Source organism: Bacteroidota bacterium (assembly GCA_039821555.1).
GTDB lineage: Bacteria > Bacteroidota > Rhodothermia > Rhodothermales > Rubricoccaceae > JBCBEX01.
This window is the reverse complement of record JBCBNX010000007.1, coordinates 26,157-44,906: the sequence shown is the minus strand read 5'-3', so window position 1 is coordinate 44,906 and position 18,750 is coordinate 26,157. Positions and strand designations below refer to the sequence as shown.

Sequence of the window (18,750 nt, the reverse complement as noted above, 5' to 3'; positions counted from 1 at the left end):
CCAACCCTCCGACGTCATGCCATCGCCACCGGTCGACCCGAGCACGCTCCGCTTCGCTGTGTTGGCCGTCGACGTGGTGGTGTTTGCGCTGCACGAAGAGACGCTCCGGGTGCGACTGATTCCGGTGGACCGGCCAGCGGTGGCTGGGCGTGAGGGGTTCCCTGGCGGGCTGGTCGCGCCGACCGAGACGGCCGAGCAGGCGGCCGCGCGGCTGCTGCGCGACAAGGCGGGCATCGACCCCGAGACGGTCTATCTGGAGCAACTGCACACCTTCAGTGCCGTTGATCGGGACCCGCGCGGGCGCGTCGTGTCCGTCGCCTACCTCGGGCTGACGACGATCGCCGAAGATGTCATCGACACCGACGCAGCCGATAGCGACACACTATACAGCGGCAGCGGGGCCCGGTGGCAGCCCATGGACGACCTCCCCGCGCTAGCCTACGACCACGACGCGATGGCCTCGGTGGCAGGGCGGCGCCTGCGCGAACGGCTACGCGCCACCAACCTGATCGGTCGGCTCCTGCCGGAGAGCTTTACGCTGACCATCCTGCAAGACGCCTTCGAATCGCTCCTCGGCGAGCGCCTCGACCGGCGCAACTTTCGGCGGCGTGTGCAGGAACTAGGCCTCGTCGAGCCGACAGGAGAGGAACGCCGAGAGGGACGGGGGCGGCCTGCTGCGCTGTTTCGGGTGGCCGAGGCCGACGTGCGGGCCATTCCGTTGCTCTAACGAGGACGGTAAACTGGGGACAGTTCAACTGGGACAGTTCTAAACGGGGAGAACTGTTCCAATTCACCGGAAAGCCCAGGGAAAAGATGAGCGGGTGCGTCTGCGTGTGGTCAGAACGCGCTACCTTCCCGAAGCGCTTTTTCTGACGCCGAATCGGCACTGCGGACCGAGCGGCGTGGATGGCGCGGTGGCTGAACACGGGGAATCCCCCTGCGTTCGAGCGTCCCTCTTTGCGATCCAACCCCTGCTTCCACCGTGAGCAACTTCGGCTTCAACAGCGGCTACGTCGACGACATCTACGCCCAGTATCTCGAAGACCCCAACTCCGTCTCCGAGTCCTGGCGCGAGTTCTTCGCGGACTACGACCCTAGCCCCACCTTCATCGGAGCCAATCCGGACAGGATCGCCGCGACTACGGCCCCGCCGGCCACGACACCGCCTGCAACGTCCCAGCCAGCCTCGACGCCGTCCGGTGACGGAGCGACGAAGGAAGCCGCCCCGGCGCGGACTCAGATCGAGGTCCCCGTGCCCGAAGGCGCGGAGGTGACGAAGCTGCGGGGCGTGCCCGCCAAGATCGTTGAGAACATGGAGGCGTCGCTCTCCATCCCGACGGCGACGAGCGTGCGCTCGATCCCGGTCAAGCTCATGGCCGAGAACCGGCGGCTCATCAACCGCTTCCAGCGCAGCGTCGGCGGGGACAAGGTGTCGTACACGCACCTCATCGCCTACGCAATCATCCTGGCGATGAAGCAGGTGCCGTCGATGAAGGCAACGTTCCGCCAAAACGGCGCGCCCGAACGCATCGACCCGCCGCACGTCAACTTTGGCCTCGCCATCGATATCGAGCGTCGTGGGAAGCGGCAACTGCTCGTTCCGAACGTGCACGCCGCCGAGTCGATGAGCTTCGCGCAGTTCCTCGGGGCGTACAACGACATCGTACGCCGCGCGCGCGGCAACGGCCTGGAACTGAAAGACTTCCAATACACGACCGCTACGCTTACCAACCCCGGCATGATCGGGACGGTGATGAGCGTCCCGCGCCTGATGCCAGGCCAGGGCGTGATCGTTGCGGCAGGCGCCATCGGCTACCCACCGGAGTACAGCGCGCTGCCCAAGACGGAGTTGTCCCGCCTCGGTATCTCCGAGACGATGACGCTCACCTCGACCTACGACCACCGCGTCATCCAGGGCGCAGAGTCGGGCGAGTTCCTCAATTACATCGCGCAGTTGCTGCAAGGCCAGCACAACTTCTACGAGGCCGTCTTCCGCTCGCTCGGCATCTCGACGCCGCCGTTCAAGCCCGCGCAGGACTCGACGCCCTACCTCGTCGGCTCGCGGGAGCGCGACGAGATCGACTTCATCAAGAAGCAGGCGGCGGTGCTGCAACTCATCCGCGCCTACCGCTCGCGCGGCCACCTACTCGCCACGACCAACCCCATTGGGGCTGACGGGCAGGGCGGCGGCTACCACCCTGAGATCGACCCGGCCGAGTATGGCCTGACGATCTGGGACCTCGACCGCCACTTCATCACCGGCGAGCTCGGCACCGCAGGCGGCAACCTCGGCGGCGAGACGCGCCTGCCGCTGCGCGACATCCTCGACATCCTGTGGGAGACCTACACCCGCAACGTCGGCGTCGAGTTCATGCACATCTCGACGCCCGCCGAGAAGCGCTGGCTCATCGAGCGCATCGAACCCGAGCGTTTTCAGTCGGAGATGCCCGTTGAGACCAAGCGGCGGATCCTGGAGAAGCTCAACCAGGCCGAGGCGCTGGAGAGCTTCATCCACACGAAGTACATCGGCCAGAAGCGCTTCAGCCTCGAAGGCGGCGAGTCGCTCATCCCGATCCTCGACATGCTCCTCTCCGACGCCGCCGACCAGGAGGCCGGCGAGGTCGTGATCGGCATGGCGCACCGCGGGCGCCTCAACGTGCTCGCGAACATCCTCGACAAGCCCTACAGCGCCATTTTCGACGGCTTCGAAGGCACCGTGAAGCCCGACACCGTGCAGGGCTCGGGCGACGTGAAGTACCACCTCGGCGCGGAGAGCACGCACACCTCGCCCAGCGGCGAGACGGTTACGGTGGCGCTTGCGCCCAACCCGAGCCACCTCGAAGCGGTCAACCCCGTCGTGGAAGGCATGGTGCGCGCGAAACAGCAGCTGATCGTGGGCGATCGCAACCCCGTGGAGGTGCGCGACCGCGTTATCCCGATCCTGATCCACGGCGACGCGGCCTTCGCCGGGCAGGGCGTCGTGGCGGAGACGCTCAACCTCTCGCAACTCGACGGCTATGCGACCGGCGGCACGGTGCACGTCGTCGTCAACAACCAGATCGGCTTCACGACGGTGCCGGTGCACGCGCGCTCGTCGGTCTACGCGACGGACATCGCTCGGATGATCCAGGCTCCGATCTTCCACGTCAACGGCGACGACCCCGAGGCCTGCGTCCGCGTGGCGCGCCTCGCGCTGGACTACCGGCAGGTGTTCAACAAGGACGTCGTTATCGACATGATCTGCTACCGCAAGTTCGGGCACAACGAAGGCGACGAGCCCAAATTCACGCAGCCGCTGATGTATCAGCGCATCGACGGCCACCGCTCGGTGCGGAAGCTCTACCTGGAGCAGCTCCTCAAGCGCGGCGAGATGAAACCCGAGGAGGCCGAGTCCATCCTCGACAGCTTCCGGGGCATCCTCGACTCAGCGTTCGAGGAGACGAAGGAGACGGCCGAGCTCCTCAAGGATGCCGAGCCCGCCAGCGCGCCCGTCCCGAGCGCCTTCACCGCCGATTTCGAGACGAAGGTGTCGCGCGACGTGCTCGACCGCATCACGCAAGCCCTCGTCTCCTGGCCCGACGACTTCGAGGTCCACCGCAAGCTCGCCCGCCTGCTCGAACGCCGCCCGCAGTCCTTCGCCGACGGCAGAATCGAGTGGGCGTTCGCCGAGGCGCTCGCGTTCGGTTCGCTGCTGCTCGACGGACACCGCGTCCGTCTCTCTGGGCAGGACTCGGGGCGCGGCACGTTCAGCCAGCGCCACGCCATCCTCTACGACCAGACGACCGGCGGGCACTACATCCCGCTCAACCACATCCCTGATTCTTCGGGCGAGGACGCCGACCAACTCCCGCTGCAGGTCTACGACTCGCTTCTGAGCGAGTACGCCGTGCTCGGCTTCGAGTATGGCTACACTGTCGCAGACGACCAGGCGCTCGTGTGCTGGGAGGCGCAGTTCGGCGACTTCGCCAACGGCGCGCAGATCATGATCGACCAGTTTGTCGCGTCCGCTGAGGCGAAGTGGGGGACGCAGAGCAGCCTCGTGATGCTGCTGCCGCACGGCTTCGAGGGCCAAGGCCCCGAGCACTCCTCGGCCCGCCTGGAGCGCTTCCTCCAACTCTGCGCAGACGAGAACCTAATTGTCGGCAACTTCACGACACCGGCGAACTACTTCCACGCGCTGCGCCGCCAGATCATGCTGCCCGAGGCCAACGGCGGCATCCGCAAGCCGATGGTGCTCATGACGCCGAAGAGCCTGCTGCGCCACCCGCGCGCTGTCTCGGAGGCTAGTGACCTCACCGATGGGCGCTTCCACACGGTCTACCCCGCCGCCAACGACGACCCGCAGGCGGCCTCGCGCCTCGTCTTCTGCTCGGGCAAGGTCTACTACGACCTCCTCGCCGCACAAGAGAAGATGGACAACCCGGCGTCGGTCGGCCTCATCCGCGTGGAGCAACTCTACCCGTTCCCCGAGGCCGAGGTGCGCGCCGAGCTAGAGCGCTTCGGGCACGTCACCGACGTGGTGTGGTGCCAGGAGGAGCCGCAGAACATGGGCGCGTGGTCGTTCGTGCAGCCGCACCTCGACGGCCTGCTCATGGAGCGCCATGGTGACTGCTGCGTCCGCCCGCAATATGTCGGGCGCCCCGCCGCCGCCAGCCCCGCCACCGGTAGCTCGAAGGTGCACGCCGCCGAGCAGGACCGGCTAGTCAGCGAGGCGCTGGGCCAATAGCCAAGCACACCAATGAGCAACCACAACTGGGTTTGCTTCAACTGTCGACGGTCCGTACGTCGGTCCTCTAGCGATACCGACGTACGGTGCCCGTCGTGTGGCTCTCAGTGCGTGAGCCTTGGGTCGAAGATTCCGATTCCTTCCAGGTCGAAAGAGTCTTCCTGGCAACGGCTGCGTACGCACGTTTTCTACTGGAAGCAGCAGTGGTCAGTACACCAACACCGAGCAAGCGTGCGTAGGCGGCACGAATTGGCTAGCGAAATTGTACGACTTGAGTCGTTGCCAGAGAGCCCTGGGCGAAATGCTCACCTCAAGAGACTAAGGGCCCGCTTAGATGTGCTTGGCAACAGATCCTAGCCATGAACGCGATTTCTTCGGACACAGCGCTCCTCATCGTAGACGTGCAGCAGGGGATGGACGACCCGAGGCATGGCCCGCGTAGCACCCCGAACGCCGTGGCGAACATGGCGCGGCTGCTCGCAGCGTGGCGAGAGTCGGGCTGGCCGGTCGTCCACGTCAAGCACAATTCTACGGTGCCGACCTCGCTACTGCGGCCCGGCTTGCCCAGCAACGCACTGATGCCGGAGGTCGCGCCTCACCAGGGCGAGCCCCTCTTTGAGAAGACGGTCAATAGCGCCTTCATCGGTACAGACCTCGAAGGCTATCTCCGCGCGCGCGGCCTCACAACGCTCGTGATCGTCGGTCTGACGACGGACCATTGCATCTCCACGACGGCGCGCATGGCCGAAAATTTGGGGTTCGCAACGACCGTGGTTGCCGACGCCACGGCGGCCTTTGGCAAGACCAGCTACGATGGGCGCTCGTTCAGCGCTGAGGAGATTCACGAGGTCGCTCTCGCCAACTTGCACGATGAGTTCGCCACGATCCGTGCGACGGACGAGGTGCTGGTCAGCATCCAGTAAGGACTGACGTGCTTTGGAAACACCGACGCCCGTCGGCGGAAGAAGAAGGCGAACGACTTCGCACGTCCAACAGCCCGTCTCATGGCCCTCACCTATTCCGAAATGATCGACCTGGGCACGATGGCCCCAGCGTTCGACCTGCCCATCGCCAACCCCGACGTTGATGACCTCAACGGCTCCACGCGCAGCGTCGAAGACTATGACGCGGCCGAAGCGCTCGTCGTCGTGTTCATCTGCAACCACTGCCCGTACGTCCACGCCATCGAGGAGCGGCTGATCGCGCTGGCGAAGGACTACGCGCCGAAGCAGGTCCAGGTCGTCGCTATCAGCAGCAACGACGTGGCCGCGTACCCGGCCGACTCGTTCGAGAACATGACTGCACGCGCTGCGGTGAAGCGCTATCCGTTCCCCTACCTCTACGACGAGAGCCAGGAGGTTGCCCGCGCCTACAGCGCCGTCTGCACGCCGGACCTCTACGTCTTCGACGCGGACCGTGCGCTCGCCTACCGAGGCCGCCTCGACGACGGACGACCCAGCAAGCCCGCAGTCACTCAGCACGACCTCCGCAATGCGCTTGATGAGTTGCTGGAAACGGGCACCGTCACGGCCGAGCAAATCCCGTCGATGGGGTGCAGCATCAAGTGGAAGTAAGTCCGCGTCCTCCAGAGCCCGATCAGCGTCCCAAGCCGGAGACGCTGTTGCTGTGGCTGGGCCTGCCCGTCGCGCTCGGCGCAGGCGCCATGTGGACGTGGCATGACTACTCGACGTATGGCCAGTGGACCGGCTACGGCCTGCGCATCGGGCTGTTCGGCGTGACGGCGGTGCTGCTCTATTACGGCGTGATTCGGTTCGCCCGCAGCTTTTCCGCACGCGCCTCTGAGCGCTCGGGCGAGTGAGCTGTGGCTAGCCCTCGCTGAGATCGCGGTGGCCGAAGTAGAACAGGCAGTGCTTCAGCTTCTTCGCCTTCATCGGGCCAAAGCCAGGCAACGCACGGATGCGCTTCTCGACCTCGGCGTTGGTGCCCTCCGCCCAAAGGTTGGACGCGGAGCCATCATATTCGTCGGCGAGGATCTGGGCGATCTTCTGCGTGGTGTCGACCATCTTGTTTGTGAATCGGTGCACGGCCGGCGATTCGCTGAAGACTTCGGCGAAGGCGTCCCGGTCCATCCCCGCAATGCGCGCCATGTCGAGGTGCCCGAGACGCTGGTAGAGCTTGTAGGGGCCAACGAACGCGGTTTCAGCGAGCACGCGCTGGTCGTAGAGCAGCCCGAGGAGCACCGCGTTGGGCTCATCGCGGAGGTACTGGTCGGCGGCGGGGTCCTTGGTGGCGGTGCCCTCGGCTTTGAGGCGGTCGAGCATGCGCACCAGGCCGCCGTCGAGGTAGGAGTAGTCGGAAGCGTCGAGCATAGCTGGATTTTAGATGTGGGCTGTACGATGTGCGATGTGAGACAACGGCTACCCAGGTGCACCGTGCTACATCGTGGGGTTTAACATCACAAATCCAAAATCGTCAATCGTATATCCACCGAGCTAAGTCTTTGGCGAAGTAGGTCAGGATGAGGTCGGCGCCGGCGCGGCGGATGGCGGTGGTGGCTTCGAGGGCGGCGGCGCGGAGGTCGAGCCAGCCGCGTTCGGCGGCGGCGTGCAGCATCGCGTACTCGCCCGAGACGTGGTAGGCAGCCACGGGCACGTCGCTGAGCTCGCGCACGCGGTGGATCACGTCGAGGTAGGCGAGGGCGGGTTTCACCATCACCATGTCGGCCCCCTCGTCCAGGTCGAGGGCTACCTCGCGGAGCGCCTCGCGGGCGTTGGCAGGGTCCATCTGGTAAGTTGCCTTGTCGCGGGGCACGTCGTCCAACTCACGGGGTGCTGAGTCGAGCGCGGCGCGAAACGGTCCGTAGAAGCTGCTCGCGTACTTCGCCGCGTAAGAGAGGATCGCCACGTCTGCGAAGCCGGCCTCGTCCAGCGCCGCTCGGATCGCGCCGACGCGCCCGTCCATCATGTCGCTCGGCGCGATGATGTCGGCCCCGGCCTCGGCCTGGACGACCGCCATCTGAGCGAGCAGGTCCAGCGTCTCATCGTTCTGCACCACGCCGCCTCGGACGACGCCGTCGTGCCCGTCCGACGAGTAGGGGTCGAGCGCGACATCGCTCACCACGAGGAGGTCAGGCGCCGCGTCCTTGACGGCACGGATCGCACGGGGAAAGAGGCCGTCGGGGTTGAGCGCCTCCGAGCCTGTCCGGTCCTTCAGCGACTCGTCGAGTGCGGGGAATAGCGCGACGGCAGAGAGGCCGAGGTCAGCCACGGCGCGAGCTTCCTCCGCGAGGGTGTCCACCGAATAGCGAAACTGCCCTGGCATGGCTTCGATCGGTGTACGCCGTCCCGAGCCGTCCTCGACAAAAAGGGGGAGGACGAGGTCGTCTACGGAGAGGCGGGTCTCGCGGACGAGGCGGCGGAGCGCGGGCGAGCGCCGGAGGCGACGGGGGCGGTGGAGCAGGGGGGCGTCCATAGGGGAAGGTCAGAGTGCAAAGCGCGGCTCGCCGAACACACGGGGCCTACGTGCCTCGTTCCGACCCGGCCTGCGAAGTCCAGATGAGTACGGCTCCGGACACGTAGAGCAGCGCCTGGCTCTAGCCTACCGTGCGAGCATCGCGGCAACCTCGTCGTTGCCCGTGATCGCATGCAACTCGCGCAGCCGTTCGCGGATGGAGAGGCGCAGGCGTGCCGTTTCGCCCGCCCCGCTCTCGATGCGCAAGTAGCTGGCCGTGAGATGCTGCCTGGCCTCCGTGGTATGCCCGAGAGCCAGTCGGGCAGCACCGAGTGCGCCTTCGGCCTCGGCAATGCGCCAATGCTGCCCCGTCGCCGACTCACGGATGGCGAGGGCTTCTTCGAGGAGCGGGAGGGCTTGCTGGGGACGGCCGAGTGCAGTGAGGGCCTCACCTAAACCTGTCAGCGGATACGCGCGCGCCGTGTGTGCGGCCGGGACCTGCGCAGCCCGGTGGTAGCCCAGCGCCGCATCGAAGTGCACCTCGGCTTCCGTGAAGCGCCCCTGCGCAAGGGCCAGCATGCCGATGTGCGCGCGCGAATGGCCGACGCGGAGGTGCGAGTCGCCGTAGAGCGCACGGTACATCGCGTGCGCCTCTTCCAGGAAAGGTCCTGCCTCCTCAAAGTGGCGGGGGTCGTTCTCCACGAGCCCGCGGTCCTTCAGCAAGACGCCGAGATTGGCTAGCGCGTAGGCACGCCGGGGGTGCGCCGGGCCGTAGATGTGCCGGAAGGCGTCGAGGGCGTCGCGGTAGTGGGGTTCGGCATCCGCATAGCGCCCCTGGTTTTTGATCACGACGCCCAACTCATTAAGAGCAGTGGCCGTGCGGACGTGGAGCAGCCCGAGCGTGGGGCGGTAGTGGTCGAGGGCCTGGTGATAGTAGTGCTCGGACTCTGGGAGCAAGCCTTGTCGGTAGAGGACGTGGGCGAGACCAGCCAGCGTGTGGCCGAGAACGGCAGGGGAGAGGTCCGCATCATGTTCCTGAAGGCGGAGGGCGCGGCGGAGGAGTAGTTCCGCATCACCGAAATTGCCATGCAGCGTGAGGGTGCGGCCCAGTTCGTAAAGCGCCTCAGCGGTCCGCGGACCGTCCTCGCCGTCGTGGCTCTCGAAATAGCTAAGGGCACGTCGATGCAGACGCTCAGCCTCAGCGTAGCGACTGCGGTCCGATAGGAGAGCGCCGAGCGCGAGCTCGACTTCGGCGACTTGATCGTGCGTGCTGCCGAAGCGTCGTTGCCGAATGGCGAGCGCGCTGCGGAGAAGGGCGTCGCCGGCGTCGTAGAGCCCGAGGCTGTGGTGGACGCGCCCAAGCGTGAGCTGCATCGCCGCCCGCGTCTCGGGCTGATCGGCGAGTTCCGTCTCAACGCGCCGTGCTGCACGTTCGAGCAGCGCGCGGGCACTCAACTCGTCGCCCGTCTGGCCGCCCACGCTCGCCATCATGTCGGGGTCCTCGCTGCCGAACAGGTCGCTCAAGAACTGGGCAGAGGCCACAGCCTTGTCGCGTTCCACAGAGACGCGGTGGACTTGCGTGGTCACGGCGATGATCCCCGCGGCGAGGAGCGCCATGATGGTGCCGACGGCCGCGACCGCCCGGCGATGCCGCCAGAGGTTGCGGCTGAGTCGGTAGCCGAGGGCGCCGCGGCGCGCCTGGACAGGCTTGGCTTCGAGGTAGCGCATGAGGTCACGGCCAAGAGCCTCCGCCGAGCGGTAGCGCCGCTCCGGGGACTTCGCCAGGGCCTTCTGGACAATCGCATCCAGGTCGCCGGCTACGACGCGGGCGGCCTTGGCAGCATCGGGGAGCCCGACGGCGTGCTCGGGATGGCGTCGGAGCACCGAACTCGGCGAGGGTGGCAGGTCTTCCAGCACGGCGCGCTCGATCTCATGCACCGATCCCGTCGGGGCGGTAAACGGCCGCTGACCCGTCAAGACTTCGAACAGGAGCACGCCGAGGCCATAGACGTCAGTGGCGGTAGTGATGCCCTGGTTGCGAATCTGCTCGGGCGCCGCATACTGCGGCGTGAACGGCCGCACCCCCGTCAGGGTGAGCGCCTCGGCGAGAGGGTCCTCGTGCTGCAGCTTGCCGATGCCGAAGTCGAGCAGCTTGGCGAGCGGCGTCCCGCCCGGCCCGCCATCCGGGGCCACGAGGATGTTGGAAGGCTTGAGGTCACGGTGAATGACGAGGTGACGGTGCGCATACTGAACCGCCTCGCAGATATCTAAGAAGAGCCGCACCCGCGCCCGGATGTCAAGTTGGCGCTGGGCGCAAAATTCCAGCAGCGGCGGACCCGCCACGTACTCCATGACCAGGAAGGGCACGCCATCGTCGGTGACGCCGCCATCGATGAGTTGCGCGATGTGAGGATGATGAAGACGGGCCAGCAGAGCGCGCTCCCGCACGAAACGCTGGCGCAGCGCTTCGGAGAACATGGACGCGCGGACGCGCTTGACGGCGACCCGCTGCTCGAAGGCGCCGTCGGCCCGTTCGGCGAGCCACACGGTCCCCATGCCCCCTTGTCCGAGCTCGCGCAGCAGTCGCCAAGCACCAAGCCGCCGGCCGGGCGCGGCCGGGCGCGGCGCGAGCGACAGCACCGTCTCGTCCGGAAAGTCGCCCGAGTCGGTGCGCGACCTGTCGGCGTCCGCTACCGGAGCAGGTGTCTCCGGCTCAGGGTTCTCGTGCTCGGCGACCACGTCCGCTACCATCGGAGCGACGCGGCTCACAGGCGTGTCGAGAAACCCATCGCCCGTCTCCCCATTGATCTCCGTGTCGAGGCGCGCATCGGCGTCGAGGAGCGCAGAGACTTCGGCCAGCAACGCCGCGTTGGTACCTGTCGTCGCGCGCAGAAACGCCTCGCGCTGCGGGGCTGGCTGCTCAAGAGCCGCCTCGAAGAGCGCACAGACATGCGCCCAATGGTCTTGTGCAGGCACGGGCGGCAACGAGGAATCCGAGTCGGACACAGGAGTCATAGGAGAACATTGGGTGGGGATGACCACAACGCGCAAAAACCCCGTGGGATAGCACACGCGAACATACATCCGGGGCTGTCGAGGCAAAAGGCAAGGCGTGCGCTCCGGGTGAGCGTGTCCGTACCATGGACCGCCTCGTCCCAACGACTGTCTCGTCCCAACGAACGCCTCGTCAAGCCACCGAACAGCCCGTGACCGCTCCACCTTCTGCTCGGGCCCTCGTCGTCGGCGAAGTCTTGTGGGACGCGCTCCCACGAGGCCTCTTTATCGGCGGTGCCCCGTTCAATGTCGCAGCCCACCTCCATACGCTCGGGGTGGACGCCTGCTTCGTCAGCCGCGTCGGCGACGACCGCCTCGGCCGTGAAGTCTGCCGCCGGGTCACACAGCTGGGCCTCGCCGCCGATCTTGTCCAGGTCGATACAGGGCACGAGACGGGCTTTGTGGAGGTGGACCTGGACCATGATGGGATCCCGAGTTATACCATCGTGGAGCCGGTGGCATGGGACCACATCGCCTGGACCGACGGCCTCGCTGCCGAGGCTGATGGGGCGAGCATGGTCATCTTCGGGAGCCTGGCCCAGCGCAGCCCCACCACCCGTGCCACGCTGGAGCGCATGCTCAGCGCGACGCCCACCGCAACGGCCGTGTTTGACATCAACCTGCGTGCTCCGTTCGTTGACCGAGCCGTTGTTGAGCGCTCGCTCGCTCGCGCCGACATCGTGAAGCTCAACGATGACGAGCTGGTCCTGCTACAGGCGTGGTACGGTCTCCCTGACGGTATGGACGCATCAGCGGAGGGGTTGATGGAGCGGTTCGCCGTCGACACGCTTTGCGTGACGCGCGGCGCCGAGGGGGCGCTCCTGTGGCACGAAGGCGAGCGGTATGCGCATCCAGGTTATCAAGCCAATGTGGTGGACACCGTCGGCGCCGGCGACTCGTTTTTGGCGATGCTCTTGACCCAACTGCTGGCGGGCGCACCAGGCGCAGAGGCGTTAGACTGGGCAAATCGGCTGGGGGCGTACGTTGCCGGGCAGCCCGGCGCCACGCCTGTGTATTCTCGCCGTGATCTCTTCGATTTGCCAGCGAAATAGGCTATGTTGAGCCCTACTAGGTCGCCTTTGTTAGGCGATCTACCCTGTGTGCGTTCCATCGAACGTGTTCCATGCAGTGACGAATCATGAGTGCTACGATCCGAGACGTGGCGCATCGCGCAGGCGTCTCCATCTCGACGGTGTCGCGGGTGCTCAACGACACAGCCCGCGTCAGTCATACCAAACGCAAGCGCGTGCTGGAGGCAGCCGAGGCGCTGGGCTATGCGCCGAACCCGGCCGCCCGTACACTCCTTGGTAAGCAGACGAGCAGCCTCGGAGTGCTGCTCCCGTTCGTCAGCGGCGAGTTCTTCTCCGAATTGCTCCACAGCCTCGACACCGCCGCCCAGGAAGCGGGCTATTTCCTGCTCATCTCGACCTCGCACCGGCTCCGTGACGAGTTCCGCGCGGCGCGCATGATGCTCGAAAAGCGCGTCGACGGCCTCATCGTGATGGCCCCAGAACTGCGCCCACGGGAGGCACAGGTGCTCGCAAGCGCCAGCGAGCCGATCGTGTTCATCAACACCGACGCGGAAGGGCTGCCGTTCGACACGGTCAACTTCGATAACTACGGCGGGTCGTACGCGCTCACGCAGCACCTGCTGGACCTCGGTCACCGTGACATTGGCATCATCCGCGGGCCGTCCGGCGCCAAGGACGCCGATCAGCGCCTGGAGGGCTACCGAGCCGCGCTCGCAGAGGTAGGCGTCACGCCTCGCTCTGACTGGATAGTCACAGGCGAGTACACGCTCGAAGCGGGCTACGCAGTAGCACGGCCCCTCTTCGCGACCGCTGACCGACCGACGGCGCTGCTGTGTGCCAACGACTACTGCGCCGCGGGCGCCATCCATGCGGCGCACGAGGCAGGCTTACGCGTACCAGAGCACCTCTCCGTTGTCGGGTTCGATGGGCTCCCAAGCACGCTCTACACCCAACCGCCTCTGACCACCGCGCGAGTCCCCATCGACGAGGTGGGCAAGATCGCTGTGGCGTTGTTGCTCGACCGGATCATCGACGGGCCCGTCGGTCACGACCCCGTGCGCCGGGTCGTGCCGGTGGAGGTGCTCTTGCGCGCGTCGACAGCCCCGCCCTCCAAGCAACTTGAGAGATAAGAGGTACTAGGACGCACGCTTGGGGGAATTCAGTAGCGTGTGGGAACTTGGTGAAGGTATGGCGAAGTAAGTCGGCCAGAACGTCCATTCGGGGCTCGGCTTCGATTCCGTCGCTGCGAACGGGCCTTCCAGCTAAAACGTCTGCGTGTACGCCGTAGAAAAGCGCTTTGAAAAGGTTTTCACCTTTGGTATGTTGGAAGCGCTTCAGGCTTTTCCCCAGTCCCCCCTTGTCTCCCATCCGACGACCCATGACTCCAACGCTACGCCTTTCTACCATCTCGCTAGTCCCTGCGCTTCGCGCCGGCGCGCTCACGCTCGCCCTGGCTGTGCTCGCCCTAGTCGGGGTCCCCGCGGCCACGGCCCAGGTGGTCTACGACAACTTTGACGACGGCAACGTGGACAACACGGGCGCCTTCGCAGGGGGCGCGGAGAACACTGGCGCGGGCACCGGCCCGACCGACGGCCTCGGCGGCGACGCCGACACCGGCCTCAACCTCGGCATCGACCCGGGCTCGGGCGGCGGCTTCGCGGGCGCGTTCGTCACGGCCCCGGGCGGCGTCTTCGACGCGACGGGCCAGGAGTACCTCACGTTCTACATTCGCCCGTCGGTGGTGGAGGCGAACCTGCCGCTCACGCTGGAGATCGTCCTGCAGGAGGACATCAACGGCGACGGCGCGTTCGACGGCAACGGCGGCGGTCCTGAGGACGAGCTCCGGACGACGTACCGCCTGGACGCGGACATGATGGGCTTCGAGTTCGTGCAGATCCCGCTGGCGACGTTCGTGGACGGCGGCGGCGGTGCGGACGACGGCGTGGACCTGTCGAAGATTCTCAACGTGGTGTACGTGTTCGGGGGCATCCCTGCGGGCCCGCCCTTCGCCGTCTCCCTCGATGAGATTGCCTTCGTCACCGGTACGCCGGTCTCCAACGAGCCTGCGAACATCGCCCCGGCCTTCTCGCTGAGCGCGGCCTACCCGAACCCGTTCCAGACTTCGGCGCGCGTCGACCTGACGCTGGACCGAGCTGAAGCGGTGCGGGTGGCGGTCTACGACGTGCTGGGGCGCCAGGTCGCCGTGCTGCACGAGGGCACGCTCTCGGCGCAGACGCTGCACTCTTTCTCGCTCGGCGCACGGGGGCTGTCCAGTGGCCTCTACCTCTACCGCGTCACGGGTGAGTCCTTCAGCGCCACGCGCCGCGTGATCCTGAATTAACTCCTCGCCTGCAGCTTCTCTCTGGCTCACACGCCATGCTAGTGCCTCTTTCTTCACGCCAGCGGCTCGCCGTGGAGTCGGTCCTCGCGGATCGGCTTCACGGAGCCAGCCGGCTCCTCTCGCTCGCGTTGTCCTTCTTGATCGGAGCAACTGCGGCCTCTGCGACGCCTCATTTGCCCACGGGTCCTCATCAGCCCCACACCGGGTTGGAGGCGAGGGCGTCCAACTCACTGGGGGGAGACGAGGCCGATTGGCTACGAAGCTCGTTGCTCGACGGCGTCGACCTACCGAGTCTTCCGGACTCTGTTGACCGGGCCTACCCGTCGGACTCGACGGAAACGCTTCGTCAGCCTGCGCAACCGTTGACGGTGTTCGGCTACTACCGGACCATTGGGTATTACCGTGCCTTCTCGAACCCGTATCCGTTCCTGGAGCCCTTCGAGCGAGCCTACGGAATCGGTGACGGGTATCGGGAGCCCATGCTCTCGATAAGTGTCCTGGGCCGTCCAAACGGGCGGTCGAGCTTTGGCACGGAGCTGTTCATCTTTACGCCGTACGATGGTGGGGGTGTGGAAGACAATGTTCTTTCGCTCAACCTGGGCATCAACTTCTACGGCAACTTCCGGACGGAAATCGGCTCGTTCGGTGTGCGTGCCGGTGGCATCCACTGGTACAACCTCAGCCCGTTTACCATCGGCGTGTATCAGGTCCTCGATCGCTTCTCGATCTTCGACCGTACACCATGGGAAGGCGTTAGTGACTTGGCTCGCTACGACAACTACTTCCAGTCAGGGCAACTCGCAACAGGCGACGCCCGGTGGAACTTCCAGGCCTTCCAGGGCCTCATCCTCAACGGCGGTCAGCTCCCCGGCGACTTCAGCTTCGACGCGTTCTGGGGCAAGACGCAGCCCAATGGCGGTCTCCCCAATGCCCGCACGGAGCCATCGGAGACAGTGGCCAACGAAGGCGAGGAGGCGGGCGATGTCCCGACCTATGCTGGCTTTGGCGGCGACGCGGAAGCGCTACCAAGCGCCATCACGGGTGGGCGTCTGGCCAAGACGTTCGGCTCTACACTGATGCTGGCCTACAACGGCCTCTACAGCTATCGCACGCTCGATAGCCTCGACGTGGAGCGCCGGGAATACCAGGTACACACGGGTCAGTTCGAGGCCAACCTCCTCGGCGTTAACCTCAGCGGTGAGTTTGGCGCGAGCCGGTTTGACAGCCCGACCTACACGTCGCCGTGGGGGGAAGCCTTGATGGGCCGCATCCGCATCCCCGCCTCAGCGACCTACTTCCCGCTCGATGTCCAGGTCTACCAGATCGGTCGGCACTTCTACAACGAGAACGGCGAGATCGCGACGAACAACAACCCGCAGATCCAAGCCGCCATCAATGAGGAGGACGGGCTCGGCACAGGCGAAGTCATCCTGTCTGGCCAAGGGTCGGTCGGTGGCCTTCTCACCCAGGTCAACCAGCTCGCTCACAACCGGCGTGGCATCAACTTCAATACGAAGTGGAACGCCCCCAACGGACTGGTTGAATTCGGGGTAGGGTGGGGCGTCGCCCACGAACTGGCCCCGACGACCACATCGCTTTCCTTCATCCACCGTGTCAACGGCCTGGCGCTCTCGCGCGTCTACAATCCGTTCCCAGCAGACGCCGTCTTTGCCACCCAGTTTGGGGCATACGGCCGGAAGTACTCGTTCTTCCGCGGCTTTTTCGAAGCAGTGCCGACGACCGACGTGGACCAGGTCACGGGCATCGCCACGACGCGGAAGTGGTTCCACTCTGTGGACCTGACCGCGAAGACCCGGGTCGATCTTGATGGACGCAATCTCTACGCGTTCTATCTGGGCAGCTTTTCCTCGGCCAACCGCGACTTCACCGGGGTCCCCCATGACGACGACACCTACCTGTTCGTCCAATCCCACGAGCTGGATGTCTACTTCGACCTCTTCCCTCGCGTGATTCTCGCCGGCTACCTCGGCCTCGAGTTCGCGAAAGGCGGGCGCTTCACTCCGCGTGATGACCGGTTCTTCCCAGAACTCCCTGAAACCACGCTTTCCAACGAGCCCCTCGACCAGCGGGGACTCGGCGTTGGTCTCGGCTTCGACATCACTCTCGCCGACAACGCGGGTCTGTACCTCCGGCACCGCTGGATGGACTACGAGGACCGCAATTTCGCACTCGACCGCTACGTCGGTCGCGAACTGACGGCCGAGATCAAAATCTTCTTCTGATCGAGTAGCACGCGTTTCTCGCCTTCTGCTTTTCTCCGTTCGACTGCCCTATCACCCCACTCGCGGTATGCGGTTGTTTTCTCTCCCTCGCCTTCTCGCGCTGACGCTCGCGCTACTTCCCGTGGCTGCTTCAGCGCAGGCCCCCTCCGACGATCCTGACGAAGGCATCGGCCTTCGTTTCAACGGCATGGGGCGCACGCTCCTGCAGCAAACCAACCTCGGCGGCAACCTCGCCGACGAGGACACGGTGACGCCCGAGAGCCAGACCGACGGCGAGTTTGTGCTCGACCTGGCGCTCAACGCACAGCCCAACAGCAACACCGAAGTGCAGGGCGTGATTCGTTTCCGCAACGAGTTCGGTGGCTTCTTCGGAGCAGGCGTCAACGTAGAAGTCCGTGAGCTTTGGGCGCGTGGCGTTGTCGCAGACGTGATCCGCTACCGTGTCGGCGACATGGACAAGGTGCTGACGCCCTACACGCTCTACCTGGAGGAGGAGGACGGGGTTGTCTTGGAGCCAGAGGTGTTCCGGCCCCAGAAAGACGTTCTCTACTACGAGGAGTTCTACACGGGCCGCAATACGCGTCGCCTTCAGGGGGCCAACCTAGGCTTCGGCCTCGAATTCGAACAGGGCCTCGAAGCCCTGGACGTGGACGCCTTCGTGGCTCGGCTGCGTGGCACCAACTTTTCTGATACGCCGACGCGTCTTATCAGTGGTGGACGCGCGTCCATGTCTACGGTGCCGCTCACGTCCTATGGGTCGCAGGTGAACCTCGGGGCTAACGTCGTCTACACGTGGGACGACCTCAATTCGGGCAACGCCAACGAAGGGCTCCGCAACTGGGTGCTCTCAACAGACTTTGACATCGCGGTTCTCGACAATCCGAGCTTCAACCTGAGTGTCATTGGGGAAGGTGGTCTCTCGACTGTGTCTCTCAGCGAGCGCGTCCGCGAGGCGACTGGCCTGCCCACCACAGTGACCGGCCCCGACGGCGGGAGCGTGGTGATTCAGGACTCGGCCTTTGTGGTCAACTCGATCTTCGAAGACGATGACACCTTCATAGAGGTGGGGCTGCGGAGCGTCTACAAGCCGCTCGACCTATCCGTCACCGCACGGTTCGTCAACGTCGGGCCTGACTTCTTCAGCGCGGCTGCGCAGAGCAAGCGCGTCGACTTCAGCCGCGCTCTCGGCGTCTACAACCGCCTCGGCAACGACCGCCTGGAGCGCCTCCCAACGCTCTTCGACCTCACACGGGATGCGGAGCTCTACACGTTCCGTGTCTCGGAAGAGCTGATGGCCTATGACCCTCGCTACAGCAACGTGCTGCCCTACGGGAACGCGACACCTAACCGCCGAGGCGCTCGTCTGGGTATCGACTACACCCCGGCAGAGGGTGCACTCGACGCATCGCTCGACCTCGCGCTCTTGACGGAATTACGCGGGCAAGGCACGACGGAACTGAAGGACTTCCTGCACCTCCGCGCTTCCGCGGATGTAGATGTTGCCACGCTCACAGGCCTCAACCGCCTCTTCGACGTCACGCTGGGCCTCCAGGTTGAAGACACGAGCCGAGGGGGCGTAGAAGTCGAGCAGGTGGATCTGAGTTCGCTCCTGTTCGAAGCAGGCTTCGCCTTCGAGATCTACAACCGCCTGGACGTGCTGGCTGGCACCAAGCTGCGCACCGCCAGCGGCCGGGAGTATATCCCCATCTTCGAAAACTTCAACGACGTCCGGGACTTCCCTGCGCCGTTCGACATCGACGATCAGGAGACGCTGCTGGGCGCAGGGCTGCGCTACCGCTTCCGTGACGACGTGTATCTGACCGTGCAATTCCAGCACCTGAGCTACACCAACGACGCCACGCCTGCCGAGGGCGTCACGCTCCCTCCCGAGGACTACAGCTTCGGGCAGATCTTCGCGCTCTACTCCATGTTCTTCTAGACTAT

At 65.4% G+C, this 18,750-nt stretch carries 13 protein-coding genes; 10 read left to right on the top strand and 3 right to left on the bottom strand.

From position 1 onward, the window contains the following. The first annotated feature begins 16 nt into the window (after window positions 1-16). From AAFU51_10190 to AAFU51_10170, 5 genes are all read left to right on the top strand, one after another. Window positions 17-727: an NUDIX domain-containing protein gene (locus tag AAFU51_10190; GenBank protein MEO1571627.1), complete on the top strand. Its 711-nt coding sequence runs from the start codon at window positions 17-19 to the stop codon at window positions 725-727. Window positions 728-982: 255 nt separating this feature from the next. Then, entirely contained in the window at window positions 983-4,726 is a 3,744-nt protein-coding gene (locus tag AAFU51_10185) for a multifunctional oxoglutarate decarboxylase/oxoglutarate dehydrogenase thiamine pyrophosphate-binding subunit/dihydrolipoyllysine-residue succinyltransferase subunit (GenBank protein MEO1571626.1), read from the top strand. A gap of 359 nt (window positions 4,727-5,085) precedes the next feature. Continuing rightward, a complete protein-coding gene (locus tag AAFU51_10180) occupies window positions 5,086-5,649 on the top strand; it encodes a cysteine hydrolase family protein (GenBank protein MEO1571625.1) in 564 nt (187 codons plus the stop codon). An 81-nt stretch (window positions 5,650-5,730) separates the two neighbouring features. Next, window positions 5,731-6,300 carry a thioredoxin family protein gene (locus AAFU51_10175; protein MEO1571624.1) on the top strand — a complete coding sequence of 190 codons (570 nt, stop codon included), beginning with the start codon at window positions 5,731-5,733 and terminating at the stop codon, window positions 6,298-6,300. After that, window positions 6,291-6,545 carry a hypothetical protein gene (locus AAFU51_10170; protein ID MEO1571623.1) on the top strand — a complete coding sequence of 85 codons (255 nt, stop codon included), beginning with the start codon at window positions 6,291-6,293 and terminating at the stop codon, window positions 6,543-6,545. Before AAFU51_10175 ends, AAFU51_10170 begins: the two co-directional genes overlap by 10 nt. Before the next feature lie 7 nt (window positions 6,546-6,552). On the opposite strand, the gene AAFU51_10165 is transcribed toward AAFU51_10170, so the two are convergent. The 3 genes from AAFU51_10165 to AAFU51_10155 all read right to left on the bottom strand — a co-directional run bounded on the left by AAFU51_10165 (window position 6,553) and on the right by AAFU51_10155 (window position 11,113). Beyond that, window positions 6,553-7,056, bottom strand: coding sequence for a hypothetical protein (locus tag AAFU51_10165; GenBank protein MEO1571622.1), 504 nt, complete (start codon window positions 7,054-7,056; stop codon window positions 6,553-6,555). Window positions 7,057-7,159: 103 nt separating this feature from the next. After that, the gene (hemB, locus tag AAFU51_10160) at window positions 7,160-8,158 is read right to left on the bottom strand and encodes a porphobilinogen synthase (protein MEO1571621.1); all 999 of its coding nucleotides are present in this window, start codon (window positions 8,156-8,158) and stop codon (window positions 7,160-7,162) included. Between the two features lie 126 nt (window positions 8,159-8,284). Further along, the gene (locus tag AAFU51_10155; protein MEO1571620.1) at window positions 8,285-11,113 is read right to left on the bottom strand and encodes a serine/threonine-protein kinase; all 2,829 of its coding nucleotides are present in this window, start codon (window positions 11,111-11,113) and stop codon (window positions 8,285-8,287) included. A gap of 164 nt (window positions 11,114-11,277) precedes the next feature. Between AAFU51_10155 and AAFU51_10150 the strand changes: the two genes are divergently transcribed. The 5 genes from AAFU51_10150 to AAFU51_10130 all read left to right on the top strand — a co-directional run bounded on the left by AAFU51_10150 (window position 11,278) and on the right by AAFU51_10130 (window position 18,745). Further along, window positions 11,278-12,243 (top strand): carbohydrate kinase, encoded by a 966-nt coding sequence (locus tag AAFU51_10150; GenBank protein ID MEO1571619.1) that lies wholly within the window; start codon window positions 11,278-11,280, stop codon window positions 12,241-12,243. A gap of 86 nt (window positions 12,244-12,329) precedes the next feature. Beyond that, a complete protein-coding gene (locus tag AAFU51_10145; protein ID MEO1571618.1) occupies window positions 12,330-13,352 on the top strand; it encodes a LacI family DNA-binding transcriptional regulator in 1,023 nt (340 codons plus the stop codon). Window positions 13,353-13,600: 248 nt separating this feature from the next. Next, window positions 13,601-14,563, top strand: coding sequence for a T9SS type A sorting domain-containing protein (locus AAFU51_10140; protein ID MEO1571617.1), 963 nt, complete (start codon window positions 13,601-13,603; stop codon window positions 14,561-14,563). Between the two features lie 266 nt (window positions 14,564-14,829). Further along, window positions 14,830-16,806, top strand: coding sequence for a hypothetical protein (locus tag AAFU51_10135; protein MEO1571616.1), 1,977 nt, complete (start codon window positions 14,830-14,832; stop codon window positions 16,804-16,806). Window positions 16,807-16,873: 67 nt separating this feature from the next. Then, window positions 16,874-18,745 (top strand): hypothetical protein, encoded by a 1,872-nt coding sequence (locus AAFU51_10130; GenBank protein ID MEO1571615.1) that lies wholly within the window; start codon window positions 16,874-16,876, stop codon window positions 18,743-18,745. Window positions 18,746-18,750: the final 5 nt, after the last annotated feature.